General features: G+C 64.7%; 21 protein-coding genes and 1 pseudogene. 18 read left to right on the forward strand and 4 right to left on the reverse strand.

Going from position 1 to position 26,019, the window contains the following annotated elements:
• The 6 genes from V8683_RS08090 (at nucleotide 1) to V8683_RS08115 (ending at nucleotide 8,140) form a co-directional block, all read left to right on the forward strand.
• On the forward strand, nucleotides 1-1,941 hold the full coding sequence (locus V8683_RS08090; protein WP_411192249.1) for a (Fe-S)-binding protein: 1,941 nt from the start codon (nucleotides 1-3) through the stop codon (nucleotides 1,939-1,941).
• Nucleotides 1,942-1,945: 4 nt separating this feature from the next.
• Nucleotides 1,946-3,145, forward strand: a complete 1,200-nt coding sequence (locus V8683_RS08095) for an electron transfer flavoprotein subunit alpha/FixB family protein (protein WP_411192250.1) — start codon at nucleotides 1,946-1,948, stop codon at nucleotides 3,143-3,145.
• The gene (locus V8683_RS08100) at nucleotides 3,142-3,921 is read left to right on the forward strand and encodes an electron transfer flavoprotein subunit beta/FixA family protein (protein ID WP_411192251.1); all 780 of its coding nucleotides are present in this window, start codon (nucleotides 3,142-3,144) and stop codon (nucleotides 3,919-3,921) included. The genes V8683_RS08095 and V8683_RS08100 overlap by 4 nt, the downstream gene beginning before the upstream one ends.
• Nucleotides 3,922-3,973: 52 nt before the next feature.
• Nucleotides 3,974-5,215: an aromatic ring-hydroxylating oxygenase subunit alpha gene (locus V8683_RS08105; protein WP_411192252.1), complete on the forward strand. Its 1,242-nt coding sequence runs from the start codon at nucleotides 3,974-3,976 to the stop codon at nucleotides 5,213-5,215.
• Nucleotides 5,216-5,283: 68 nt separating this feature from the next.
• The gene (locus tag V8683_RS08110; protein ID WP_411192253.1) at nucleotides 5,284-6,420 is read left to right on the forward strand and encodes an FAD-binding oxidoreductase; all 1,137 of its coding nucleotides are present in this window, start codon (nucleotides 5,284-5,286) and stop codon (nucleotides 6,418-6,420) included.
• A gap of 79 nt (nucleotides 6,421-6,499) precedes the next feature.
• Nucleotides 6,500-8,140: an APC family permease gene (locus V8683_RS08115; protein WP_411192544.1), complete on the forward strand. Its 1,641-nt coding sequence runs from the start codon at nucleotides 6,500-6,502 to the stop codon at nucleotides 8,138-8,140.
• A 72-nt stretch (nucleotides 8,141-8,212) separates the two neighbouring features.
• Here the strand turns inward: V8683_RS08115 and V8683_RS08120 are convergent, their stop codons facing one another.
• Nucleotides 8,213-9,091: a formyltetrahydrofolate deformylase gene (locus tag V8683_RS08120; protein WP_411192254.1), complete on the reverse strand. Its 879-nt coding sequence runs from the start codon at nucleotides 9,089-9,091 to the stop codon at nucleotides 8,213-8,215.
• A gap of 421 nt (nucleotides 9,092-9,512) precedes the next feature.
• On the opposite strand from V8683_RS08120, the gene V8683_RS08125 reads away from it, so the two are divergent.
• The 5 genes and pseudogenes from V8683_RS08125 (at nucleotide 9,513) to V8683_RS08145 (ending at nucleotide 14,938) form a co-directional block, all read left to right on the forward strand.
• Complete coding sequence (locus tag V8683_RS08125) at nucleotides 9,513-10,655, forward strand: porin (protein ID WP_411192255.1); 1,143 nt, start codon at nucleotides 9,513-9,515, stop codon at nucleotides 10,653-10,655.
• A gap of 102 nt (nucleotides 10,656-10,757) precedes the next feature.
• Nucleotides 10,758-12,040, forward strand: a pseudogene (locus V8683_RS08130) (quaternary amine ABC transporter ATP-binding protein); the annotation flags it as partial.
• Complete coding sequence (choW, locus tag V8683_RS08135; RefSeq protein ID WP_411192256.1) at nucleotides 12,033-12,938, forward strand: choline ABC transporter permease subunit; 906 nt, start codon at nucleotides 12,033-12,035, stop codon at nucleotides 12,936-12,938. The pseudogene V8683_RS08130 and the gene choW, both read left to right, overlap by 8 nt.
• Before the next feature lie 21 nt (nucleotides 12,939-12,959).
• The gene (locus V8683_RS08140; RefSeq protein ID WP_411192257.1) at nucleotides 12,960-13,943 is read left to right on the forward strand and encodes a GlxA family transcriptional regulator; all 984 of its coding nucleotides are present in this window, start codon (nucleotides 12,960-12,962) and stop codon (nucleotides 13,941-13,943) included.
• Between the two features lie 50 nt (nucleotides 13,944-13,993).
• A complete protein-coding gene (locus tag V8683_RS08145; RefSeq protein ID WP_411192258.1) occupies nucleotides 13,994-14,938 on the forward strand; it encodes a choline ABC transporter substrate-binding protein in 945 nt (314 codons plus the stop codon).
• A 98-nt stretch (nucleotides 14,939-15,036) separates the two neighbouring features.
• Here the strand turns inward: V8683_RS08145 and V8683_RS08150 are convergent, their stop codons facing one another.
• Nucleotides 15,037-15,390, reverse strand: a complete 354-nt coding sequence (locus tag V8683_RS08150; protein WP_411192259.1) for a BON domain-containing protein — start codon at nucleotides 15,388-15,390, stop codon at nucleotides 15,037-15,039.
• A gap of 703 nt (nucleotides 15,391-16,093) precedes the next feature.
• Between V8683_RS08150 and V8683_RS08155 the strand changes: the two genes are divergently transcribed.
• Nucleotides 16,094-16,288 (forward strand): hypothetical protein, encoded by a 195-nt coding sequence (locus V8683_RS08155; protein ID WP_411192260.1) that lies wholly within the window; start codon nucleotides 16,094-16,096, stop codon nucleotides 16,286-16,288.
• A 229-nt stretch (nucleotides 16,289-16,517) separates the two neighbouring features.
• Complete coding sequence (gene phbB, locus V8683_RS08160; protein WP_411192261.1) at nucleotides 16,518-17,261, forward strand: acetoacetyl-CoA reductase; 744 nt, start codon at nucleotides 16,518-16,520, stop codon at nucleotides 17,259-17,261.
• 123 nt (nucleotides 17,262-17,384) lie between these two features.
• On the opposite strand, the gene V8683_RS08165 is transcribed toward phbB, so the two are convergent.
• Complete coding sequence (locus V8683_RS08165) at nucleotides 17,385-18,113, reverse strand: SDR family NAD(P)-dependent oxidoreductase (RefSeq protein WP_411192262.1); 729 nt, start codon at nucleotides 18,111-18,113, stop codon at nucleotides 17,385-17,387.
• A 146-nt stretch (nucleotides 18,114-18,259) separates the two neighbouring features.
• Here V8683_RS08165 and V8683_RS08170 point away from each other — a divergent pair, with 146 nt between their 5' ends.
• From V8683_RS08170 to V8683_RS08190, 5 genes are all read left to right on the forward strand, one after another.
• Nucleotides 18,260-19,174, forward strand: coding sequence for a LysR family transcriptional regulator (locus V8683_RS08170; protein ID WP_411192263.1), 915 nt, complete (start codon nucleotides 18,260-18,262; stop codon nucleotides 19,172-19,174).
• A gap of 160 nt (nucleotides 19,175-19,334) precedes the next feature.
• Nucleotides 19,335-20,909, forward strand: coding sequence for a BCCT family transporter (locus V8683_RS08175; RefSeq protein WP_411192264.1), 1,575 nt, complete (start codon nucleotides 19,335-19,337; stop codon nucleotides 20,907-20,909).
• Between the two features lie 11 nt (nucleotides 20,910-20,920).
• The gene (locus tag V8683_RS08180) at nucleotides 20,921-21,892 is read left to right on the forward strand and encodes an alpha/beta hydrolase (protein WP_411192265.1); all 972 of its coding nucleotides are present in this window, start codon (nucleotides 20,921-20,923) and stop codon (nucleotides 21,890-21,892) included.
• Between the two features lie 114 nt (nucleotides 21,893-22,006).
• A complete protein-coding gene (locus V8683_RS08185) occupies nucleotides 22,007-23,137 on the forward strand; it encodes a porin (protein ID WP_411192266.1) in 1,131 nt (376 codons plus the stop codon).
• A gap of 94 nt (nucleotides 23,138-23,231) precedes the next feature.
• On the forward strand, nucleotides 23,232-24,158 hold the full coding sequence (locus V8683_RS08190; protein WP_411192267.1) for a LysR family transcriptional regulator: 927 nt from the start codon (nucleotides 23,232-23,234) through the stop codon (nucleotides 24,156-24,158).
• 76 nt (nucleotides 24,159-24,234) lie between these two features.
• On the opposite strand, the gene V8683_RS08195 is transcribed toward V8683_RS08190, so the two are convergent.
• Nucleotides 24,235-25,821 carry a DUF3138 family protein gene (locus tag V8683_RS08195; protein WP_411192011.1) on the reverse strand — a complete coding sequence of 529 codons (1,587 nt, stop codon included), beginning with the start codon at nucleotides 25,819-25,821 and terminating at the stop codon, nucleotides 24,235-24,237.
• Nucleotides 25,822-26,019 lie beyond the last annotated feature (198 nt).

The following is a 26,019-nucleotide window of genomic DNA, read 5'->3' on the forward strand; positions in this document are numbered from 1 at the left end:
ATGAACCCGGCGCTCCTCATTACCGCATTGCTTTGGGCATCGGTGGCCGGTCTCGCCTTTGCGCTCGCGAAGCGCGCCGCCTACTGGCGGCTCGGCCGGGTGACTGCGGACAGCCGCTTCGGCTGGACGAATCTGTTCGCCATCCCGAAGCGGTATTTCGTGGACCTGCACCATGTGGTGGCCCGCGATCCGTACATTGCGAAGACGCACGTTGCCACGGCGGGCGGGGCGATTGCCGCGTTCGGCCTCGTGTTCGTCAACTACGGACTGGCGATCTATTCGCCGTGGCTCGAACGGCTGATCTTTCTCGCCGCGCTCGTGATGCTTGTGGGCACGGTGTTCGTCTGGCGGCGCCGTCACGGCACGCAGGCAGTGCCGGCGCGCCTCTCGCGCGGGCCGTGGGACACGCTGCCGTGGCTGCTGGGCTCGTTCGCGCTGGGGCTGCTGCTCTATGTCGCCGTGCCGGCCTCGGCCCTGTCCGGCGGCCTCGCGGTACTGTTCGCAGTGCTGATCGCGGCCGGCGCGCTTGCCATGACGCTCGGTGCGGCACGCGGCGGCCCGATGAAGCATGCGCTCGCCGGCTTGCTGCATCTGGCGTTTCACCCGCGCCAGGCCCGCTTTGCCGCTCATGCCGCTACCGGTGGCGGTGCGACTCAACGGCACGAAGCGGCGGTGCCGCCCACCGCGCTCAAGCCCGTCGATCTCGAGCAGAACGAATACGGCGTAGGCAAACCCGTCGAATTCCGCTGGAACCAGCTCCTGAGCTTCGACGCCTGCGTGCAGTGCGGCAAGTGCGAAGCCGCATGTCCGGCCTTCGCCGCCGGCCAGCCGCTGAACCCGAAGAAGCTGATTCAGGACCTCGTGACCGGCATGGTGGGCGGTACGGACAGCGCCTATAGCGGCAGCCCGACGCCGGGCATCGAGGTGGGCCGGCACGGCGGCAAGCCGCAACTGCCGATCGTCTCCAGCCTGATCGAGGCGCAGACGCTGTGGTCCTGCACGACCTGCCGCGCCTGCGTGCACGAATGCCCCATGCTGATCGAGCATGTCGATGCGATCGTCGACATGCGCCGCAACCAGACGCTCGTGCACGGCAGCGTGCCGGGCAAGGGGCCGGAGGTGCTCGCGAACCTGCGCGAGACGGGCACGGCGGGCGGCTACGACAAGGCCGCGCGCTACGACTGGGCGGTCGATCTCGACGCACCCGTCGCGCAGCCTGGCCAGGCCGTGGACGTCCTGCTCGTGGCCGGAGAGGGCGCATTCGACATGCGCTACCAGCGCACGCTGCGCGCGCTCGTGAAGGTGCTCAACAAGGCGGGCGTGAACTACGCGGTGCTCGGCGGCCAGGAAACCGATACGGGCGACGTGGCGCGCCGCCTCGGCGACGAAGCGACGTTCCAGCAGATGGCGAAGCAGCTCGTCGGCACGCTGTCGGGCTTGCGCTTCACGCGCATCGTCACGGCAGACCCGCATGTGATGCATAGCCTGCGCAACGAATACCGGGCGCTCGGCGCGCGCTTCGAGGTGCTGCACCACACCACGTTCCTCGCGGAGCTCGTCGCGAGCGGCAAGCTCGCGCCCGGCGTGCTCGACGCGTGGCGCGACCGCACGCTCACGTATCACGACCCGTGCTACCTCGGCCGCTACAACGGCGAAACGGAAGCGCCGCGCAAGCTGCTGCGGACCATCGGCATCAAGGTCGTCGAAATGGAGCGGCATGGGCAGCGGGGCCGCTGCTGCGGGGGCGGAGGCGGCGCGCCGCTGACCGACATTCCCGGCAAGCAGCGCATTCCCGACATCCGCATGGCCGACGCGCGCGCCGTCGGCGCGGACACGGTCGCGGTGGGTTGCCCCAACTGCACGGCCATGCTGGAAGGCGTGGTCGGGCCGCGTCCCGAAGTGCTCGACGTGGCCGAACTCGTTGCCGCGGCGCTGGAGTGAAACGATGACTACGACACTCAAACGTATCGATCCGCGCCGGCCCTTCACGATCACGGCGGCAGGGCTGCGCCGGATCACGCTTGGCGCGGCGGACGAGACGCACGCTTTGCACGATGAAGCCGCGCAGTTCGCTGCGGCCATGCCAACGGCGCATGGCGCAAGCACGAAGCCGCGCCGCACGATGCAGGCGGCGCAGCGCACGCTGCTCGTGGCCGCCCACAGCGACCGTGGGGCGCTCGACGAGCATGCCCGCCAGACCCTCGCGGCCGCCGCCCTGATCGCAGGCGCCGCCACGCAGGTCGTGCTCGTGGTGTTCGGCGCCTTTCACGACGACGGCGGCGCGCTGGGCGCGGACAAGATCATCGAGCTGGCCTCGTTCGGCAGCCGCGCGTTCGCACCCGAACGCGAGGTGCAGGCGCTGGCGGCCTGCGTAGCGCGTTTCGCGCCCGACCACGTGCTGCTTCCCGACAACGCCTACGGCGACGGCGACCTGGGCCGGCGCTATGCCGCGCTGGCCGGCGCGAGCGCCGCGACGAACGTGGTGCAGATCGACGCCGCGCAAGTGGGCGCCTATGTGCATGCCAGGCGGTCGCTGGCCATGCGTGCGCTGCCGGGAGTCGTGTTGCTCGCACCGGGCGCCGTGGACCCGCGCCTGCCGTTCGTCGGCGCGGGCGAGCGGATCGCGGCGGATATCGGCGAACCCCTCGACGCCGCCGATGCCGCCGATAGCCGCTACGCCGATCGGGGTATTGAGGCCGTCGACGCCGCGCGAGTCGCGCTGGAAGAAGCCGATTTCATCGTCTCGGCGGGCAACGGCGTGAGCGACGTGGCCGCGTTCGGCCAGTTGGCCGAGGCGTTCGGCGCGGCGGTGGGGGCGAGCCGCGTTGCCGTGGACAACGGTCTCTTCCGGCGAGACCAGCAGATAGGCGCGACGGGCAAGACCGTGGAGGCGAGCGTCTACGTGGCATTCGGGATTTCGGGGGCGGTCCAGCATCTGCAGGGCATCAAGGACTGCCGGCACGTGATCGCGGTGAACCTCGACGCGAGCGCGCCGATCGTCAAGCGCGCCAACCTGACCATCGTGGGCGATACGCAGTCGACCATCGCCTCGCTGATCGACGAGATCGGCCGCGCGCGCGAGGCGGCGTCGCATCCTCGGGATGCCGCAAGACTCAATCAGGAAACCGAAGGAGTGCCGGCATGAACGGAAAGCTGGAGAAGATCGCCGTGCTGGTCTCCGCGGGGCGGCACCCCGTGAGCGGCGTGGCGCGTTACAGCCGCAACGACGCAGCCGCGCTGGAGATCGGCCGCGCGCTCGCGGCGCGGCACGGCGCGCGCTGCGACGTGGTGCACGCCGGCGACGCCGCGAATCCGGCGCTCGCGGAATATCTGGCGCTGGGGGCCGCGCGCGTCGAAGTGCTCGCTTGCGAGGATACGGACGACATCGCCGCCGTGCTGGCATCGCGCGTTTCCGGCTACGACCTCGTGCTCACCGGCACGCGTGCGGAAGGCGCGTTCGACAGCGGCATGCTGCCTTATCGGCTGGCTCACCGGCTGGGTTATCCGCTCGTGAATGCGGCGGTTGAGGTCACCGCGGAGGCGGGGCGCGCAGCGGTGCGCCAATTCATGCCCAAGGGCGTGCGCCGCGCGGTGGACGTGGCGCTGCCCGCCGTCGTGGCGATTCATCCGCTTGCTGCCGCCACGGCGCGCTACGCCTACGCGCGCCTGCGCAGCGGCGCAATCGAGACCCGCGAAACAGCCGCTGCGCCCTGCGCCGAAGCCGCGCAATGGGCGCTGGCCCCGGCCACGCGCCGGCCGGTGCGCCTCGCGGCGGCGGAGAAGCGTTCCGGCCATCAGCGCATGCTTTCGGCCACCACGACGGAAAGTCGTGGCGGCCGCGTCGTAATTGATGGAACTTCGGTCGAAAAAGCACAAGTGATACTTGCCTATTTGCGCGAGCATCAACTCATTGATTATTGAATTTGCGCCGTCCAGGCCTGGCCTGGCGGCACAGCCCCACCCTGGAGCACACATGAAAGTTTCGGCAGACATCCGCGCGCTCGTCGACCGCCGCAAGAAGGGCTACAGCCTCGAGGCGCCGTTTTATGTGAGCGATGAAATCTTTGCCCTCGATATGGAGGCGATTTTCCGCAAGCACTGGATCCAGGTGGCTGTGGAGCCGGACATTCCCGAGCCGGGCGACTACGTCACGGTGGAGCTGGGCAGCGATTCGATCCTGATCGTGCGCGACGACGACGGCGTGGTGCGGGCATTCCACAATGTCTGCCGGCATCGCGGCGCGCGGCTGTGCAACGAAGAGAAGGGCGCCGTCGGCAATATCGTCTGCCCCTATCATAGCTGGACCTATAGCCTCACGGGCGAGCTGCGTTTCGCCGAGCACATGGGCGACCAGTTCGACCGCTGCAAGCACAGCCTGAAGACCGTCCACGTGGAGAGCCTGGGCGGGCTCATCTTCATTTGCCTCGCACCCACGCCGCCCGTCGACTTCGCCGTGATGCGCGCCGCGATGGAGCCCTATCTGCTGCCGCACGACATGGCGAACTGCAAGGTGGCCGCCTCGATCGACATCATCGAGAAAGGCAACTGGAAGCTGACGATGGAAAACAATCGGGAGTGCTATCACTGCGTGGCGAACCATCCCGAGCTGACCATCTCGCTCTACGAGTACGGCTTCGGCTACCAGCCGAGCGCCGCCAACGCGGAAGGCATGGCGGCCTTTGAGCGGACCTGCGAGGAACGCGCGCAGCAGTGGGAAACCCTGAGCCTGCCGTCGGTCGAAGTGGACCGCCTGCTGGACGTCACGGGCTTTCGCACGCAGCGCCTGCCGCTCGACCGCAGCGGCGAGTCGCAGACGCTCGACGCGAAGATCGCCTCGAAGAAGCTGCTGGGCGAGTTTCGCCAGGCCGATCTGGGCGGCCTGTCGTTCTGGACCCAGCCCAACTCCTGGCACCATTTCATGAGCGACCACGTCGTGACCTTCTCGGTCATTCCGCTTTCCGCCGGGGAGACGCTCGTGCGCACGAAATGGCTCGTGCACAAGGATGCGCAGGAAGGCGTGGACTACGACGTGAACAACCTCACGGCGGTCTGGCGCGCGACCAACGACCAGGACCGGGCGCTCGTCGAATACTCGCAGAGCGGTGCGCAAAGCAGTGCTTACGAACCGGGCCCATATTCGCCGTACACCGAGGGCCTCGTCGAGAAGTTCTGCGACTGGTACGTGGCGCGGCTTGCCGAGCAGATCGAGGCCTGAACGTACGCGCCGTACATACGTTCTTGACGGACCTATCACCGACTGCCGGAGAGCAGCTGGAGGACACCATGATGCGGGATGCGGCAACCTTCGAGCCGCTCGAGGGGCGGCTTACGAAGCCGGAATTCTGGAGCGCGCTGCCGGCGCGCTGGACGAGCGACGTCGAGGAGACGCTCGAGTGCTGCCAGGTGCGCGACGAGACCCACGACGTGAAGAGCTTTTTCTTTCGCTCTCCGCAAGGCCGGGCGTTCGCGTTCGAACCGGGGCAGTTCATCACGCTCGAACTCGAGATAGACGGCGAGACCGTGAACCGCTGCTACACGATCTCCTCGTCGCCCACGCGCCCCCACACGCTCTCGATCACGGTCAAGCGCGTGCCGGGCGGCGTGGTTTCGAACTGGCTGCACGACCATCTGCGCGAAGGGGCGCACGTGCGCGTACTGGGACCCTCGGGCGAGTTTACGTGTGCGCGCCATCCGGCGGCCAAGTACCTGTTCCTCTCGGCCGGCTCGGGCATTACGCCCCTCATGTCGATGAGCCGCGCGCACCACGAGCTGAGCGAGGACCGCGACATCGTGTTCGTGCATAGCGCACGCACGCCCGGCGACATCATCTTCGCGCGCGAGCTCGACCTGATGGCGGCGAACCAGCAACGGTTCCGCACCTCGTATGTGTGCGAGCGCTTGGGGGCGAACACGAACTGGCCCGGCGTCACGGGTTTTCTGAGCCTGCCGCTGCTGCGCCTTATCGCGCCGGACTTCATGGAGCGCGAGATCTTCACCTGCGGGCCCGCGCCGTACATGAAGGCGGTGCGCGATCTGCTCGACGAAGCGGGCTTCGACCGGGCACGCTATCACGAAGAGAGTTTCTCGTTCGAGACGCTCGCCGATGCGCCGGCAGACACGCAAGAGGCCGTGCAGGAGGCCGCCGGCGCCGAGGAACAAGACTTCGCCGTGAGCTTCGCGCGCAGCCATCGCGAGATCCGCTGCACGGCGGGGCAGTCGGTGCTCGAAGCGGCCCGCGCGGCGGGCGTGCGGCTGCCCGCCTCGTGTACGCAGGGGATGTGCGGCACCTGCAAGGTCAAGCTGGTATCCGGCCAGGTGCAGATGCAGCATAACGGCGGCATACGCCAGAGGGAAATTGACCAGGGTATGGTGCTGCTATGCTGCAGCAAGCCGCTCACCGATCTGGTCGTCGACAAGTAGCGGCGCGCCGTGGGGCGAATATCAGGTCGGACGAATCGAACATGGCTGGAGACACCCGATGGAACATGCAGGACCGGGCATGCGCAACATCGAAGGGACATTGGAAGGTGGCGTTGGACACGATGAAAATCACACGCTGCAGCGTGGCCTGAGCTGGAAGGACGCGTTCTGGGTCACGAGCGGCGTGCCGGGCGGCGTGCTGTTCACGATCGGCTGCGTATCGGCCACCGTTGGCCAGCCCGCGTGGGCGATCTGGGTCGCCGCGGTCCTGATGGGCCTGATCCAGAGCGCGACCTATGCGGAAATCTCCGGGCTCTTTCCGCACAAGTCGGGCGGGGCCTCCGTTTACGGCGCGATGGCGTGGGTGCGCTACAGCAAGCTCATCGCGCCGGTTTCCGTGTGGTGCAACTGGCTTGCCTGGTCGCCCATGCTCGCGCTCGGCACCGGGCTTGCCGCGAGCTACATGCTCACGAGCCTCTTCGCGCCTGACGCCGCGATCAACACCTGGCAACTGACCCTCGTCGATCTCGGCTTCGTCAAGCACGGTCTCTCGTTGCGCATCAACGCGACCTTCCTCGTCGCCGCGGCATTTCTGCTCGTGACGTTCCGCCTGCAGCACGGCGGCGCGTCGAAGGCCGCGCGCACGCAGCGCATTCTGGGCATCGCTTCGCTCGCGCCGCTCGTGATTGTCGGCGTGGTGCCGTTCGTGACGGGCGACGTGCCCGCCGCTCATCTGTGGCCGCTGATGCCGCTCGGCCACGACGCCCAGGGCGCGGTGACGGCCGCGGTGTCCGGCAAATGGAACGGCAGCGGCATCACGATGGCGTTCGGCGCGATGTTTCTCGCGGGCTGGGCCGCGTACGGCTTCGAAACCGCGGTCTGCTATACGCGCGAGTTCCGCAACCCGCGGCGCGATACGGCGCGGGCCATCTTCTGGTCGGGCCTCTTGTGTCTGTTCGTAATGACGCTCGTGCCGCTCGCATTCCAGGGCGTGCTCGGCACGGCGGGGATGCTCGATCCGAAGATCGTGGACGGCACGGGCGTGGGCGAGGCGATGGCGCGCATGGTGGGCGGCAGCGGCCTCGTGGTGAATCTGCTGGTCGTCATGCTCGTGCTCACCATCCTGCTCATCGTGATGACCTCGATGATGGGCTCGTCGCGCACGCTCTACCAGGCCTCGGCCGACGGGTGGCTGCCGCGCTACCTTTCGCACGTGAACGAGCACGGCGCGCCCACGCGCGCGATGTGGACCGACCTCGGGTTCAATCTGATCCTGTTGCTGATGTCCGACTACATGACGGTGCTGGCCATCTCGAACGTCTGCTACATGATCTTCGTATTCCTGAATCTCCAGTCGGGCTGGATTCATCGCATGGATCGCCCCAGGGCGGAGCGGCCGTTCCGCTGTCCGACCTGGCTGCTCGCGGCGGGCGCGCTGTGCGGCTACCTCGATCTCGCGTTCATTGGCGCAGGCGCGGATTTGCAGGGCATCGGCACGATGCGCAACGGCCTGATCGCGATGCTGCTGATCGTGCCGGTGTTCCTGTACCGCCACTTCTGGCAGGACCGTGGCCGCTTTCCCGCACGCATGGCGCAGGACATGGCGCTGCAGGACGAGGCGCACAACACCGGCATCCGGCGCTGGCTGCCGTATGGCGCGCTCGTGCTCGCGGTCCTGGTGGTCTGGCTTTCGCATCACCTGGCGAAGCCGTACTTCTGATTCTTTCGTTCTGCCACTGGTCAAGGCGAGGCTCGCCATCGCGGCCTCGCCGGCTGTCTTTGCAGCCTCTACTCACAGCACGACAGTCCGCTCGCCGTTGATGAACACGCGGCGCTCCACGAACGCCTTGACGGCTCGCGCGAGCGTCACGCATTCCACGTCGCGTCCCACGGCCAGGAGCCGCTCCGGGCCCAGCGAATGGTCCACGCGCTGCACCTCCTGCTCGATGATGGGGCCTTCGTCGAGATCGTCGGTGACGAAATGCGCCGTTGCCCCGATCAGCTTGACGCCGCGCGCATGCGCCTGGTGATAGGGGCGTGCGCCCTTGAAGCCCGGCAGGAACGAGTGGTGGATGTTGATCGCGCGCCCCGCGAGCCGGCGGCTCGTTGCATCGGAAAGGATCTGCATGTAGCGCGCGAGAATCAGCAGTTCCGCGCCGCTCGATTCGAACAGTTCGAGCACGCGCGCTTCCTGCTGCGCCCGCGTCTCGGGCGTCACGGGCAAGTGGTGAAACGCAAGCCCGTGTTGCCGCGCGAGCGGTTCGAAGTCGGCATGGTTCGACGCGACGCCCACGATGTCCATCTGCAGCTCGCCCATGCGCCAGCGAAACAGCAGGTCGGCGAGGCAGTGTTCGAGCCGCGAAACCATGATCAGCACCTTGGGGCGCACCGCTACGTCGTGTATGGCCCAGGTCATGCCGAAGTCGCGCGCGATGGGCTGAAAACCGTCGCGCAGCGCGGCGAGATCGAGCGCGGCGGGGCCTGCGTCCGTGACTTCGTGAAAGACGCAGCGCACGAAAAAGCGCGAGCTGATGTCGTCGTCGAAGACCGTGAGTTCGTCGATGTAGCAATGGCGCTTGTCGAGGTAGCCGACGACGGCGGCCACCTGGCCTGCCGCGCTCGGACAGGACAGCGTCAGAACATAAGGATGGGGACGAACGGTTGCGGGCATGCGGATTCTCCGGATGTCGAAAGAAAGGCCTCGTGCGCGGCACCGGTTTTGCGCGGCGCGAGTGCACGGGCGGTGGCGCGAGTACACCGTATTTCCTTCGGGCTGCATAGAATCGGCGCGCCGTATCGCCGGTATCGGCACGCCAACCGGAGTGCCGGGCGGAGCGCCCGAACGGCGGCACGGCGCGAGATGGACGCCGTTGTCGCAAACCGACCAATCCGTGTCGTCTTTGATGGCGTTACCCGAAATATGGGCAGTTACTGTGCATACCACGGCGGCGCGTTGCGGGCGCCGCCGGCACAGGCCAGGGCGCTTTTCCGGTATCGGCCGGACGGTACGTAAGGGGCATTCCCTTGCGGGCCGTGGCGGCGGCTGCGAGCCCCGGTTTCTCCATCCTCGGCACACGGGAGTGAATCGAACCATGAAAAGACTGGATGCCGCCATGCTGACCGGTGTGGCCGTTGCGCTTGCGAGTCTCGCGAACACGAGCCATGCGCAAAGCAGCGTCACGCTGTTCGGCGCGCTGGACGAAGGCCTGAACTACACGAATAACACGGGGGGCAAGAGCGCATGGCAGATGGCCAGCGTGGACCTCGTCACGAGCCGCTGGGGGATCAAGGGCACCGAAGATCTGGGCGGCGGACTCAGTGCGATCTTCGACCTCGAAAGCGGCTTCATGATGGAAAACGGGCAACTCTACTATGGCGGACGCCTGTTCGGCTATCAGTCGTATGTCGGACTCCAGGACACCCGCTTCGGCACGCTGACGTTCGGGCGCCAGTTCGATTCGATCGTCGACGTGATCGGGCCGCTCACCGTCAACAGCAGTTGGGGCGGCTATCTGTTCGCGCATCCGCTCGATAACGACAACACGGACGGCAGCTTCCACGCGAGCAACGCCGTCAAGTACACGTCGGCCACTTACGCGGGCTTGTCGGGCACCGCGCTCTACGGCTTCAGCAACGAGGCGGGATTTGCGCAGAACCGCGTCTACAGCCTCGGCCTCACCTATAACTGGTCGACGCTCACGGTCGGCGCGGCCTTCGAGGACCTTTCGGGGGCGGGTACGACGACCGGCGGCGCCGTCGCCACCAACGACATGGGCTTCTCCGCGCAAAGCCAGAAAATCTGGGGCATCGGCGCGAACTACGGCATCGGGCCCGTGGTGCTCGGCGCGGTCTATACGCATACGAATGTGGACCAGCCTTCGGCGTCGATCTATGTGGGTCCGCTCGCGGCGAACGGACTGCGTTTCGACAACGCGGAATTCAGCGTCAAATACAATCTGACGCCGACGTTCTTCGTGGGTGGTATGTACACCTATACGCGCGCCGAAGTGCAGCAGGACTCGGGCGATGCCACGCCGCACTGGAACGAGGGCGGTGTGATGGCGCAGTACAACTTCTCGAAACGCACCGCGGTGTACGGCCAGTTCGTGTACCAGAAGGTGTCGGGCAACACGAGCGGGACTATCCTCGACTACGCGTATATCCCGGGGTCGGCGGGCGTTTCGTCGAATTCGCACCAGATAGTCGGGCGCCTTGCGATCACGCACAGCTTCTGATGGAGCGGGGCAAGCCCATGAGCCTCGGTGCAATGCAGCATCCCTCGCGAACGGGCTTTCGCGCGAGGGAAAGCGAAGGTAGGGTGGCGGTCCGGCGGGGCGTGTCGCTTTTCCGCAAGCACCTGTCGGAATTCGTCGGTTAGCGGCGGTTTTTTCTGGCAACTATATAGACACACTGTGCGGGCCGGCGCCTGCACCACGAGGAGATGGAGTCGATGAAATCGCCAAAGATCGTGGTTGAAGGTTTGTGTAAGGTATTCGGGGACAACCCGAAAATCGCGCGCGACATGCTGGCGCGCGGTGCCTCCAAGGACGAAGTGTTTGCGAAGACCGGCCACGTGGTCGGCGTTCATAACGTGTCCTTCGACGTCAAGGAAGGCGAGATTTTCGTGCTGATGGGGCTTTCGGGCTCCGGCAAATCCACGCTGATCCGTCTCGTCAACCGGCTCGTCGAGCCGACGGCGGGCAAGGTCGTCATCGACGGTCACGACATCGCCGCGGTGCGCCGCTCCGAACTCACGGCGCTGCGCCGCACCGACATGAGCATGGTGTTCCAGTCGTTCGCGCTGATGCCGCAGCGCACCGTGCTCTCGAATGCCGCGTTCGGCCTCGAGGTGGCCGGCATGAACCGCAAGGCGCGCGAGCGGCGCGCGCTCGAAGTGCTCGAACAGGTCGGCCTCGCCGCCTTCGCAAAGAAGCTGCCGGCCGAGCTTTCGGGCGGCATGCAGCAGCGCGTGGGTCTTGCGCGCGCCCTTGCGGTCAACCCTTCGCTGATGATCATGGACGAGGCGTTCTCCGCGCTCGATCCGCTCAAGCGCAAGGAAATGCAGAACGTGCTGCTGGAACTGCAGAAGAACCAGCGCCGCACGATCATGTTCGTTTCGCACGATCTCGAAGAGGCGCTGCGCATCGGCAATCGCATCGCGATCATGGAGGGCGGGCGCGTGGTGCAGATCGGCACGCCGCAGGAGATCATCGCCAACCCCGCGGACGACTACGTGCGGGCCTTCTTCGAAGGCGTCGATACGAGCCGCTACCTGACGGCCGGCGACCTGATGCAGTCCAACAGCGTGCCGCTCGTGCGCCAGTTCGACCCGTCGGGCATCGCCGCCTCGTTGAATGGCAGTGCGGAATATGCGTTCGTGCTCGATGCGGAGCAGCGCATTCGCGGTTTCGTGACGCGCGAGGCGATAGGCAGCGCGTCGCCGTCGCTGCGCAAGGTCGAGAGCATCCGGCGCGCTACGCCGCTCGATCAGGTGGTATCGCGCGTCTGTGCGAGCCGCACGGCGCTGCCGGTGGTCGACGAAACGGACCGCTATTGCGGTTCCGTCGATCAGGCTTCCGTTCTGAAGGTCATTACGCGCAGTCGAGGTGCCCATGTCTGAGATCATTCCCCTGGGAAGCTGGGTCGACCAGTCCGTCCACTATCTGCTCGATCACGACGCCAGCACGTTCGATTCGATCGGCCGCTTCATCGAAGGCCTCGCCGCATTGATCGAGCACGGGCTTCAGGCCATCCCGATGGGCGTCATGATGGCGCTCTTCATCGGTGTCGGGCTCTGGCGCGTGGGCTGGCGCTTCGCGCTGTTCGCCGCGCTGTCGCTGTTCCTGATCTATGCGACGGGCTTCTGGGACCAGACGATCATCACGCTCGCGCTGACGCTGTCCTCCACGCTCATCAGCCTCGTGCTGGGCGTGCCGCTTGGCATCTGGACCGCGAAGAACAAGCACGTGGCCATGATCGTGCGTCCGATCCTCGACCTCATGCAGACCATGCCGGCATTCGTCTATCTGATTCCGGCCGCCATGCTCTTCGGCCTCGGCCGCGTGCCTGGGATACTCTCGACCGTCATCTTCGCCATGCCGCCCGCGGTGCGTCTGACGAGCCTCGGCATTCGCCAGGTGAACCGGGAGATCGTGGAGGCGGGCCAGGCGTTCGGCTGCACGCCGTGGCAGCTACTCTACAAGGTGCAGTTTCCTAACGCGCTGCCTTCGATCATGCAGGGCGTGAACCAGACGATCATGATGGCGCTCTCGATGGTGATCATCGCTTCGATGGTCGGCGCGGGCGGTCTCGGCAACGACGTGCTCGCCAGTATCCAGCGGCTCGACATCGGCCTTGGCTTCGAGAGCGGTCTTTCGGTCGTGCTGCTTGCGATCATGCTGGACCGCATTACGGAAAGCTTCGGCCGCACGCCCGGCACGGCGCCCGCACCGCGCTTCGCGGGATTGCGCAACGTGATGCGCGTCAGGCGCGAGCATCCGGTCGCCGCACAAAGCTGAACCGGCCCCAGGGAGCGCAGCGTGGTGTCCACGACCGACCGACTCGATCTTGCCAGGCCTGAATATTTCGGGTTCCTTACGTTGCCGAGTTTTTCGATGATCGCCTTCAGCACCGCCGTGGAAGTGCTGCGCATGGCGAACTACCTGGCCCGCGAGACGCACTATCGCTGGTCGGTCATCACGCCGGACGGCGCGACGGCGCACGCGAGCAACGGCATCGCGCTCAGGCCGACCACGACGCTCGAAGCGGCCGGCATGCCCGACGTGCTGATCGTGTGCGGCGGCACGCGGGTTCGCAGTGCCGTGAGCGAGGAGGTGAAGGCGCTGCTTCACGGCGCCGCCGATCGCGGCGTGCTGCTGGGCGGGGTCTGTACCGGGGCGTACGCGCTGATGTCCGCGGGCTTGCTCGACGGCTACCACTGCACTTCGCATTGGGAGGACCTGCCGGCGCTGCACGCCGAGTTTCCCAACGTGCGCTTCGCAGACGAGCTGTTCGTGATCGATCGCGACCGGCTCACCTGCACGGGCGGTACGGCGCCGCTCGACATGATGCTCAACCTCGTCAGCCTGCGTTTCGGACGCAATCTCGCGGCGCAGATCTCGGAGCAGTTCATTCTCGAACGGATTCGCCGGGACAGCGATCAGCAGCCGATTCCCATCGACGCGCGCATGGGGCCTTCGCGCGCGGAACTGATCGAGGTCGTGCGCCTGATGGAGGCCAATATCGAGGAGCCGCTTTCGCTCGACGAACTGGCGCGGCTCGTCAAGCTTTCACAGCGGCATTTGCAACGCATCTTCAAGGTCTGCCTGAATGTTTCCCCCACGCATTACTACCTGAACCTGCGCCTGCGCCGGGCGCGCGAGCTGTTGCGCGCGACCGACGCCACGATCGCCGAGGTGACCACGTCCTGCGGATTTCATTCGCCATGTCACTTCAGCAAGGCCTATCGCGCCCAGTTCGGCCACGCGCCCAGCGCCGAGCGGCGTCAGTCCGGTCGCGTGTAACCCCTGTTGATTTTTTCGTGTCTGTCGCCGCTTCCAACGAGAGGATGTTCATGAAACGCAATCATCTGAAAATCGCCGCTGGCGTGCTTGCTCTTGCCGCCACCAGTGCCCACGCGACGGACCCGGCGGCTTGCCGCACCGTGCGCTTCGCGGACGTCGGCTGGACCGACATCGCCGCGACCACGGGGCTTGCCTCGACGCTGTTCGAGGGGCTGGGCTATAACCCGACCAAAACCATCGCGTCCGTGCCCATTACGTTCGCGGGCATCAAGAGCAAGCAGATCGACGTATTTCTCGGCTACTGGGCGCCGACGATGGACCCGATCATCGACCCGTTCGTAAAGGCCGGCAGCATCAAGGTATTGCCGACACCGAATCTCACCGGCGCGAAATACACGCTCGCCGTGCCCGATTATGTCTATAACGGCGGCCTCAAGACGTTCGCCGATATTCAGAAGTACGCCGACAAGCTCGACGACAAGGTGTACGGGATCGAGCCCGGCAATGACGGCAACGCGCTGATCAACAAGATGATCCAGGGGAATCAGTTCGGCCTCGGCAAGTTCAAGCTCGTCGAATCGAGCGAAGCGGGCATGCTCGTGGAGGTCAACCGCGCGATTCGCGAGAAGAAGTGGATCGTGTTCCTCGGGTGGGAGCCGCACCCGATGAATGTTCAGATGAAGATCGACTATCTGGCCGGCGGCGACGACGTGTTCGGGCCGAACTATGGCGAGGCCAAGGTGTTCACGGCCACGCCGCCCGACTATGCGGCGCGATGCCCGAACGCGGCGAAGCTCGTTTCGAACCTGAAATTCACCACGGCGATCGAAAATCACGTGATGGTTCCCATCATGAACAAGGAGGACCCGAACAAGGCGGCGCTCGAATGGCTGAAGGCGAATCCGCAGACGCTCGACCCATGGCTGGCAGGCGTGCAGACTTTCGACGGGAAGGACGGGTTGCAGGCGGTGAAGGCTTATCTGGCCGCCCATTGACAGGCTGAAGGGGCTGGCCGGGGTTCAGTCCGGCCGCCCGGCGCGGATGGATGGGGCGGGCGCGATGGTGCGGCCCGAAAGCCGCATACGTTCGGGCGTTAGCGTCCGCCGCCCTCATAGACGGTGAGATAGTTCTTCACGTCGGTGACGCCCGGCACCTGGCCCGCCACGGTGGCCGCGTCGTCAACTTCCTTCTGGTGGGCAACCTCGCCGGCCAGGTCGACTTCCCCATGCTTGGCGATCACGCGAACATCGGCGACGTCGATTTTCGCCTTGCTGAGTGCGCTCACCACCTGGCGCTCCAGTTGATGATTCGCTTTTCGGGCCGCGGAGCGGCTCATCGGCGCGCTCGCGTCCGAACTTTGCGCGAAGGATACGGAAGGCAGGGCGGTAACTGCGAGAGCGACGGACAGTGCGGCGGTCGCCGCCGCGCGTTCAACGATTGATTTCATTGCCAGACTCCATAGTTGTTGGAATTTCGGAACCCGTTCGGGCAAGAAGCGGGCAAAAAGCGGGCAAAAAGACCTCGTCGGTGAGCTCCTGCAATGGGAGCCGGGGCCAGTTGACTGGCTCGCGATAGATGATACACGAGGGTTTTGCGGGACGCGTTGGGGCGGGACATGGCCTTGCGCGCGTTGCCGCCTGCGTGAAGACACCGCGCTACGGCTTCAACGCCTGTCCGATGCAGTGGAAGCGTATCCAGAGTAATCAGGACTGCGACCTGCATGGCGGCACGCAACTTGCGCGCCAGCGTTGTGCACGTTGAAATCAAAAGTACACATTGTTTGCTTACGCTTCATCGTATCGACGGTGCCCGAGTATCCGCGGGGCATTGGGCAGATCATTACGCGGGTATTCAAAAGGCTTCATGCGGGGCTGACTCTCCCGTAAAAATGCGGCACGAATTATTAGAACGAACGTGCGCGCTACTTCGCATAGCCCGGATTTTTGCGGAAACTTGTCGCCGAAATGCTCATCCCACATATTGCAATTCACTATTGAACAGTTATGATGAGCCCGCGTGATCTCGAACGTCACGGTTCGAACAAGCGGGGAAACGACGAGTCGATCAGCAACTTCTCGCCCGAGGGACGCAAGGGGCGGGAAGGTTATTCAGTCTTGCAGCGGCGTAGACCGACACTATAAGGAGACGACATGCTGAGCCCTCATGAGTTTGCCACTCTCATGCTGATCAAGGACTCACCCGATCAGGTCGAACTGGATCGAGCCGAGCTCGATACCCTGTTGGCACGACATCTCGTATCCCTCGAAGAAGGGACAGCAGGGCGCAGACCCTGCATCACGAGCGACGGCAAATCTGTTCTGCAAGCCGTCGGTTGCATTCACTAGACCCAAGACATCCGGACTGCCCGGCCTGAAAGTACAAAGCCGTACCTCCAGGCATCTCACGGCAGTCCGGCGCGCAAGACCGGCGCGTCCAGCACATAACAACGAATTCTGATCGAATGGGGGCGCTGCCTGTTTTTAAGCAGTGCGTAATGATTCAGATGGGGTTTTGATAGGCGCGTCTATGCCGTGCGCATTGGCCGTGCCCGATTTTGTTCAAGGAGGATGTTCCATGGCAAGGCAAATCGCGGTCGTGACCGGTGGTATGGGGGGTATTGGCGAAGCGGTCAGTGTCAGGCTGCACGACGCCGGATACGCGGTTATCGTGACGCATTCGCCGGGCAATACCGGTGCGAACGAGTGGCTCGCAAAGAGAGAGTCGCAAGGGCGGCAGTTCCTTGCGTATCCGGTCGACGTGGCCGACTACGACTCGTGCCAGCGATGCGTCCGGCAGATCGCGGCGGAGGTGGGCCCCGTGGATATCCTGGTGAACAACGCCGGAATCACGCGCGACGCGAGCTTCAGGAAGCTCGACAAGGTGAACTGGGATGCGGTGTTGCGCACCAATCTCGACTCGGTCTTCAACATGACCAAGCCCGTCTGCGAAGGCATGGTCGAACGCGGCTGGGGGCGTATCGTCAACGTCTCGTCGATCATCGGTTCGAAGGGCGGCTTCGGGCAGACGAACTACGCGGCTGCGAAAGCGGGCATGCACGGCTTTACGAAGTCACTTGCACTCGAAGTCGCGAAGCGTGGCGTGACGGTCAACACGATCTCGCCTGGCTACATTGCCACGAAGATGGTCATGGCCGTGCCGCAGGAGATTCTCGACACGAAGATCATCCCGCAGATTCCCGTGGGCCGCCTTGGCGAACCCGAGGAGATCGCCGCGCTGGTGCAGTACCTGTGCTCGCGCGAGGCCGGTTTCGTTACCGGCGCCAACATCGCGATCAACGGCGGCCAGCATCTGCAGTGACGGGTGCCATAGCCGCGGAGGCCCGGACGTGCGGCGAGGGAAGGACCCGCACCGCTGAGTCCGGTCAGGCCGCGTGAGCTGAAAGCGGGTGCCGGGGCCGGCACCCGTCGCGTGGGGCGCGTATTACCAGGGCACCGTCCTGCCGAGATAGTCGAGATATTCAAGGCCGGGCCGTCCGTGCTTCGCAAGCAGCACGTTCACGAGATTCGGCACGCTTTCCTCTAGGGTCAGGCGCGCATCGGGCCCGCCCAGGGCCGTGCGAACCCAGCCGGGCGCCATCAGCACGAAGGCCCGCCTGGTCGTGGCCTCGCTTGCCGCTTGCCGAACCGAAAAGCTGCGCATGAACATGTTCAGCGCGGCCTTGCTGCCGCGATAAATCTCGCGCAACGCCACCGTATTGTTGGCGATGCTGCCTTGCCCGGACGACATCGCACCTATCAGCCCGGCAGGCGAGACGAGATGCTGAAGCGCCTCCATGACGCGCATGGGGCTCAGCGCATTGGTGATCATCACCTCCACGAAATTTTCCGTCGATGCCTCGCCGATGGTCGTCTGCTGTTTGTCGGCCGTGCCGGCATTCACGAACAGCATGTCGAAAACTCTGCCCTCGAGTCTGTCGCGTAGCGCGGCAAGCTGGGCAGGCTCGTTGATATCCAGGACCTCGATCTCGAGGCGCCCCTCATGTTCGTCGGCCAGATCGTGCAGCAGCGTTCGCGTCGTCCCGCCGCGCACGGTGCCGACCACATTCCATCCCTTTTTCAGAAATTCGCCGGCCATCGCATGGCCGAGACCCCGTGAGGCGCCGACGATCAGAACGGTCGGGGCCGGTTGACTGGTGGAGGCAGAAAGCATGGAGAGTTATCCTTTGTTCGATCACACGTGCAAGATAGTCAAAAGCCTGAACGGGCACAAGACGCAACGAATGCAAGCCACAGTTGCATGGCGCGCCATGCCAAAACAGGCGCCTGCGGTAGACTGCGGCGATGGACGATCTGGATTTGAACCTTCTCGTTGCCCTCGACGTGCTGCTGGAGGAAGGCAGCGTTACGGGTGCGGCTCGCCGGCTTGGCTTGAGCACGTCGGCGATGAGCCGGACACTCGCACGGCTACGGTCGGCAACCGGCGATCCCTTGCTCGTGCGAGCCGGACGCGGGCTCGTGCCGACTCCGCATGCCGCGGCGTTGCGCGCCCGCGTGCATGCGCTCACCGGCGAGGTGCGAGCCGTACTTAGGCCTCCTGATGGAGGAGTCGATCTCGCTGCGCTCTCTTCGACCTTCACGATACGCGCCGGCGAGTGGTTCATGGAGCTGATCTCCGCGCCGCTCGTGGCGGCACTCACCGAAGCCGCGCCCCATATTCGCCTGCGCTTCGCACCGAAGCCCGACAAGGATGCCCGTCTGCTGCGCGACGGCCGCATCGACCTCGAAGTGGGCCTGCGCGGGGAGTGGGCGCCCGAGTTGTGCGAGGAATTGCTGTTTCGCGACGAATTTGTCGGCGTCGTACGGACCGGGCATCCGCTTCTTGCCGGCGGGAAGGTCACGCCTGAGCGCTTTGCGGCCTGCCGGCACGTCATGGCGTCGCCGGTCGGCGAATTCAGCGGGCCGGTGGACGACGCCCTCGACAAGCTCGGGATCGCAAGAGCCGTCAGCGTCGTGGTGCCGGGCTTCCCGGATGCCATGCGGCTCGTGCGCACGTCCGATTTCGTTGCGACGGTGCCGGGCTGCTGCCTCGGGAACGCGCTGACACGCCGTCACGCCACCGCGTCGGGGCTCAAGCGCTTTGCCTTGCCGGTGTCGTTGCCGAAACACAGCGTATCGGCCATGTGGCATCCGCGCATGGAGGCCGACCCCGCGCATCGATGGCTGCGCAATACGGTCATTGCGCTTTGCAGGCAGGCCTGGCCTGCTGCGTGAGAGGGCCGGCGGGGCGCCGCCCCATTCTTCACGATTCGTATCTTATGGATTCACGGATTCCGCGTTTCATGCCCAAAGCGCTTGCGGCTACCATTCGCCGATACCAGGTGGATACGACACGTCGGCAAGACGTGCGGTAGCCTCAAATACAGGAGACGTCATGGGCACTAGCAGATCCGGCCGGCGCGATATGCCGCTTTCCCTCGCCAGTCTGGCGATCGTATTTCTCTCGGTTGGCGGCCTGGCCGCTTTTCCCAGACAGTCGATCGCGGGCGCGGAGCAGGTTCTTTACTGGTGTACGACGGTCTTCGCCTCGCCGGTTCTGCTGTTCGCGTTCGGCTCGCTGCTGTTCGTCGTCGGGCTCGCCTGCAGCAAGTACGGCAAGATCCGGCTTGGCGAGGGCGCTCCCGACTATTCGACGGTCTCCTGGATCTTCATGTTCATCCTCTCGGGGCTGGGTTCGTCGGCGCTGTACTGGGGCTTCCTGGACTGGGCCTATTACTATCACACGCCCGGATTGAACCTGCCGCCGGATTCGCCGCAGTCGCTGAAATTCAGCGTGGCCTATTCGTTCTTCCATTCCGGTCTGAGCGCCTGGGCCATCTACGCGATTGGCTCGGTCGCGATGTGCTATCACTTCCACGTCCGCAAAAACAAAGGACTGAGCCTGGCCTCGATGGTGGAAGCGATTACCGGTTGCCGCGCGAGCGGTCCGGTCGGCCGTCTGGTCGACCTGCTGTTCATGCTGTGCATGTTCGGAGCACTGACGATTTCGCTCGTGCTTTCCGCCACGACGTTTTCCCGCCTGCTGTCCAACCTGACCGGCATTCCCGATACGTTCGCGACCCAGGTGACCATCATCGTCGCGGTAGCCGTGCTGTTCACGCTGAGTTCGTGGATCGGCATGGACGGCGGCATGAAGCGGCTCAGCCAGATGGTGTGCTGGGGCGTGCTGGCGTTGACCGCGTACATTTATCTGTGCGGCCCTACCCAGTTCATCACCAGCAATTCGCTTTCCAGCCTGGGGCTGATGCTGACGAACTTCGTCGACATGAGCCTGTTCACGGATCCGATGGGCGACGGCAAATTCACCCGCGAATGGACGGTGTTCTACTGGCTGTGGTGGATTTCCTATGCGCCGGGCGTGGCGCTCTTCGTGACCCGCGTGTCGCGCGGACGCACCATTCGGGAAGTCATTCTGGCGATGATGCTGGGCGGCTGCGTGGGGGTGTGGTTCGTGTTCGGCGTGCTGGAGAACTATAGCCTGCACAACTTCATCACCGGCGTCGTCAACGTGCCGGGCGTATTGAACCAGCAGAGCGGCGAAGTCGCGATTGGCTTGCTACTCCAGCATCTGCCGGCGGGCCGCCTCGTGATCGTGTTCTTCCTGCTGCTGATGGCGGTTTTCCTCGCTGCGCACATGGATGCGGTGGGCTACGCCGTGTCGGCAACCTGCACCCGCGATCTGGCGGAGGGGCAGGACCCCGCGCCGAGAGACCGGTTGTTCTGGTGCATCATGCTCACGCTGGTGCCGCTGGCGGTGATCTTCACCAGGGCACCGCTCAATACCATGAAGACGGCTGTGATCGTTACCGCGATTCCGTTCCTTCTGATCATGCTGGTCAAGGTGTACGGCCTGCTCAAATGGCTGCGCGAAGACTATGGCCATGTTCCGGGGCACCTGATCGAAGAGCAGGGCGGCATGCTGGTGGCCCAAGAACACCTGCCCGGTTGAGCGAGCACGACATGCAGCGTAGCTACCCGCTCAGCAGGGAGATGTGCGAGTTCGTGGAGGCCAGCGCGGCCTTTTGCGCGGAAGACGACAGTGTGAAGGCCGGCCGGGCCGCCTACGACGCGCTATGCCGGCACTTCACCCCCACGCGCGACGCCGGCGTGGCCATCGAGGAGCTGTGCGTTGCCGGAGAGGACGGGCCGGTTCCGATCCGGCTTTATCGCCCGGTTGGCGAGGCTCCGGCGCAGGGTTGGCCATGCGTGTTGTACCTGCATGGCGGCGGTTGGGTGGTCGGCGGGTTGGACTCGCACGAATTCATGACGATGCCGATGGCGCGCGACCTGTCCGCCGTGGTGGTCGCGGTTGATTATCGGTTGGCGCCGGAGCATGTGTTTCCGGCGGCGTTCGACGACTGCCTGGCGGCGTGGCGGTATCTGCTGGCGCAGGGCCGCGGCCACGGGATCGATCCGTCCAGACTGGTGCTGGCTGGCGATAGCGCCGGCGGCAACCTGGCGGCGGCGTTGTGTCTGGAAATCGCTCGTGTCGGCGGCCCGGCTCCGCGGGGACAGGCGCTGATCTACCCGGTGCTGGGTACCGACCAGAGCCTGCCGTCCTGGCGTGAGAATGCCGATGCGCCGCTATTGAGCGCCGCCGACGCGGATTACTACCTGAAGGTCTATGCGCCCGCCCCGTCCAGTCATGGGGACCCGCGCCTGGCGCCCCTTGCGGCGCCTTCATTGGCCGGGATGCCGCCGGCTTTCGTGGCGGTAGCCGAATTCGATCCCCTGCGTGACGATGGCCAGCGCTACGTCGAGCGGTTGCGTGCCGCCGGCGCGGCAGCGCAGCTTCATTTCGGGCGCGGATTGCTGCACGGCTGCATGCGGGCAATGCGCAGTTGCCCCGAGACGGCCTGCCTGTATCGGGCATTTATCGACGCGATAGCGGCAATGCTGGAGCAACGGCCCGGCAACCGCACGGTGTTGTAGCGCGCTTCCCGCTTGTCGACGCGGTCTCATGGAGATCGTCGACAAGCGAGTTCAGTCTTGACCAATCGATATCAATTAGTTGTACATAAATAATATAAGGAAGGAGATTCGGACGTGAAAAACTGCATTCTGCTTTGCACCGCACTCGGCACTATCGGAATGACGACACAGGCATTCGCCAGCGACAGTTCGGTTACCTTGTATGGCGTAATCGACGAGTCGATCCAGTACATCCATAACGTGGGTGGCGAACACTACCAGTTGGGGCTGCAGAGCAGCAACTGGTACACCAACCGCTGGGGTATCAAGGGCAGTGAGGACCTGGGCGGCGGCTTGAGCACGGTGTTCAGGCTGGAATCGGAGTTCGACCTCAATACCGGGAAGGCGGACGGCATTTTCAATCGCCAGTCGTACGTGGGGTTGTCCAGCAACCGCTGGGGAACGCTGACCGTGGGCAAGCAGCTCGACATCATGCAGGACATGGTCGTGCCGGTGCAGGGCGATAACTTTCTCGAATATTTCACGGCGCCGGGCGACATCGATCTCGCCGATGGGTCGACGCTCATTTCGAATGCGGTGCAGTGGGCGAGTCCGGTCTGGAACGGCTTGCAGATGGAAGCGCAATACTCGTTCGGAGGCGTCGCGGGTTCCATGAGCTCCGGTTCGACCGCAAGCATTGCCGGTCTGTACACGGGGAAGGCGCTGACGCTGGCGGCCGGCTTCTTCCATGCCGACAACGGTAATCCGGCATTTTCCGGGCGCGGTATCAACTCGACCAACAACGGCATGTTCAGTACACCGGTCAATTCGCATTACGCGAGTGCCAGCAAGATCAACGTCGCGCGGACGGGGGCGTCCTACGCGATCGGGTCCGTAACGTTCGGGGGCTACTACAGCTACTCGGAATATCTGCCGGACGGGTATTCGACATTCTCGAAGGCGGAGCGCTTCAATAATGGCGAGGTCTGGGCCTATTGGCAGGTGACCACGGCAGTCGGACTGGAAGCCGGCTACGATTACCTGAAATCGCACGGCGATTCGAGCGCGACGTACAACCAGTTCTCGCTGGCCAGCGACTACTCGCTGAGCAAACGGACCCGGTTGTATGCGACAGCGGCCTTTACCCACGCTTCGGGCAGCAATGGCGCCGGACCGGCCCAGGCGGTGATTGCCGATTCGTGGGGATGGGAAGGCGGCAACAGCAAGCAGGCGCTATTCGTGCTCGGGATTCAACACAAGTTCTGAGTTTCCGCGGCGCTGCCATTTGCTATGCTGATGGCTTGCGGCCGATCACGCTTTTTACGCGTCGGCGCGCGGATTCCCACCTCGTGCGCGTGAAATGGAAAACCCCCGACTGAATTATTCGCTGCGCCAGCTTCGCTATTTCGTCACGACGGCCGAAGTGTTGTCGTTCACGTCGGCAGCGAAGCTGATGCATATCTCGCAGCCCTCGATCTCGACCGCGATCGCCGAACTGGAGGACTCGCTGGGCGTGCAGCTTTTCATCCGGCATCACGCGTCGGGGCTTTCGCTGACGCAGGCCGGACGCGAGATTCTCGGCAAGACGCGCGACCTGCTGAAGAACGCGGAAGAGCTGCAGGCTTCCGCGCGCGGGATGGATACGGGCATGACCGGCACCATCGCGCTCGGTTGCCTGACTTCGCTCGCGCCGCCGCTCCTGGCCGGGCTCGTCAGCAGCTTTCTGTCCGATCATGCCGGTATCGGCTTCAGGACCACGGAAGCACATCAGGAAGACTTGTTCACGGGCTTGCACGACGGCACGCTCGACCTTGCGCTGACCTACGACATCGACCTCACCGCCGACATCGAGTTTCGTCCACTGGTGCGCCTGCCGCCGTATGTGATCCTGCCCACGGACCATCCGCTGGCGCAGCATCGTTCGGTGACGCTGGCGAGCCTCGTGGGCCAGCCCTATGTGATGCTGGATCTGCCGCACAGCCGCGAATATTTTTCGTCGCTCTTCGACGCCGTGGGAGAGCGGCCCGTGCCGGCGTTCCGGTCGGCCCAGCCGGAAGTGGTGCGGGGCATGGTGGCGAACGGCCTTGGGTACAGCATCCTGAATTTTCCGCTCAAGTCCACGCAGACCGTGGATGGCGCGGACTTCGTGGTCAAGCGCTTCAAGGACGACGTTGCCGCCACCACGCTCGGGATTGCCCAGTCGCGCAACATGAAGCCGCGACAGGTGGTGCAGCGTTTTGCATCCTTCGCCGAGACGGTGATCAAGAAGCAGCACGCCAAGGTTTGAACGGACCGCCATGCCGATGCCCCGTCGGCATGGCGGTGCCGGCGGGGTATCGACGCACGCATCAGGCGCGCTCTCGTCAGAACGAGTAGATGAACTGCGCGCCGAGCAGGTCGTTGTTCCTGCTGTACGAACCGTCGCTGCGCAGGAACACCTGCTGCGTGGCCCAGTCGTGGCGATACTCCACCTTGACCGTGATCTGCTGCGTCGGATAGAACAGCAGGTCCAGCGTCACGTCCTGGCGGGTGGCGCCCTTGCAGTCGAAGCCCAGACCGCCGTTGGCCTGCGAATTCGCAAGGCACTCCGAACCAATGCCGAAGCCGTTGTACGGGTCCATGCCGTTGCCGTTCAGCGCAATGCCGCCGCCCCCGCCGCCGTTCTTGCCGTCGGCCAGCACGTCGTAGCGCGCCGTCACGCCCATGCGGCCCACCACCGGAGCGTTGAACTTGTGGTGCGCGAGCAGCGACAGGCCGTACCACTGCGCGTTGCCGCCGTTGTACGCCGCACGCTGCTGCTGGCCGTAGTCCACTTCGGCGTTGTACTGCGTGTCCGCGAGCGTGTAGGTGGCATCGGCCTCGCCGAAGAAGAAGTAGCCCCCCGAGCTCGTCGCCTGGCCACCCGGTCCGTAGACCACCTGGCCGTCGGCGTTGGTGGCGCTCGAGAGCGTCTGGCGTCCGATGTTGAACGAGCCGCCGATATCCAGCGCGCTGGACCACGTGTAGTCGGTGCGGGCCGTGAAGGTCGGGATCTTGTTGCTGGTGGTGATCGGGTCGCCCAGCGCGTTGGTGCCCGTCTGCGTGACCGAGCCGTAGGTGCGGTACTGCTCGTTGCCGACCATGAACTTCCACGCCCAGTTGCTGCCGTCGGGCGACCAGTTCCAGCCCACGCCCACGTAGCTGCCCGGATCGGAGAAGTCGTAGAGCAGGCCGTGGGTGAGGGTGAGCATCTGGTTGGACTGCTGCACCTCGTAGCCGCCGAAGCTGGGCATCAGACCCGCGACGAAGGTGCCCGTGGCGGTGACCGGCACGGTGATGACGGCGGTGTTCAGGATGTCGTCGCCGGTGCTGCCGTGCTCGTTCTGCAGCAGCGTGATGCCGTTGCCGCGGTTGGGCATGAGGGTGACTTCGGCAGACGGCGCCATCGGTCCGACCCCGAAGGTCTTCTTGATGTCGAGGTAGAGGTCGCCGAAGGTGCTGTTGAAGTAGTTATAGGAGCTTTCGTGGTTCGCGAAGAGGAACGACGAGGTGCTCGCGGCGCGGTTGTAGATGTAGCTCGGGTCGATGTAGCCGGTGATCGAGAGGCCGGCGATGGGGCCGGTGTTGGCCGCGTCGGAGAGCGAATCGACCTTGAGCTGCTGGTTGGCGACCTGCTGCTTGATGGCGTCGAGATCGTCGTTGGTCAGGTGCGCGGGCGCCTTGCCGTAGCCGGGCGAGGAGGCGTCCACTTCCTGGGCCGGAGCGGCGGCTACCGGTGCTGCTGCCGCTGCGGTCTGCGCCGTGGCCTTCGTGTTCTTCGACTGCGCGAGCTCCGTCTTCAGCGATTTCACTTCTTTCTGCAGCGAACTGAGTTCCTGCTGCAGGGCCTTGATCTGGTCGCTGGTCGTATCGGCCATGGCCAGGCCTGGCAGGGCTCCGGCTACCAGCAGACAGATTAACTTCTTCCTCATCAACATTCTCCTTGTGGGTCGTTCCTGCAAAGACTTCGGCATGGGGTGCGCAAACCCCCGTCGGCGTGCAGTCCGTCCCCGGGACCGCCCGCCCTTCTTCCGCACGTGGACCGTGCGCTGTCGCTTCGCTTTGTGCTTCGGGTTGTGCTTCGGTGTACTACGGATACAGGTTCGGATGTCTCTCAGGCCCTGCGGGTG

The organism is Paraburkholderia sp. AV2 (genome assembly GCF_054968425.1).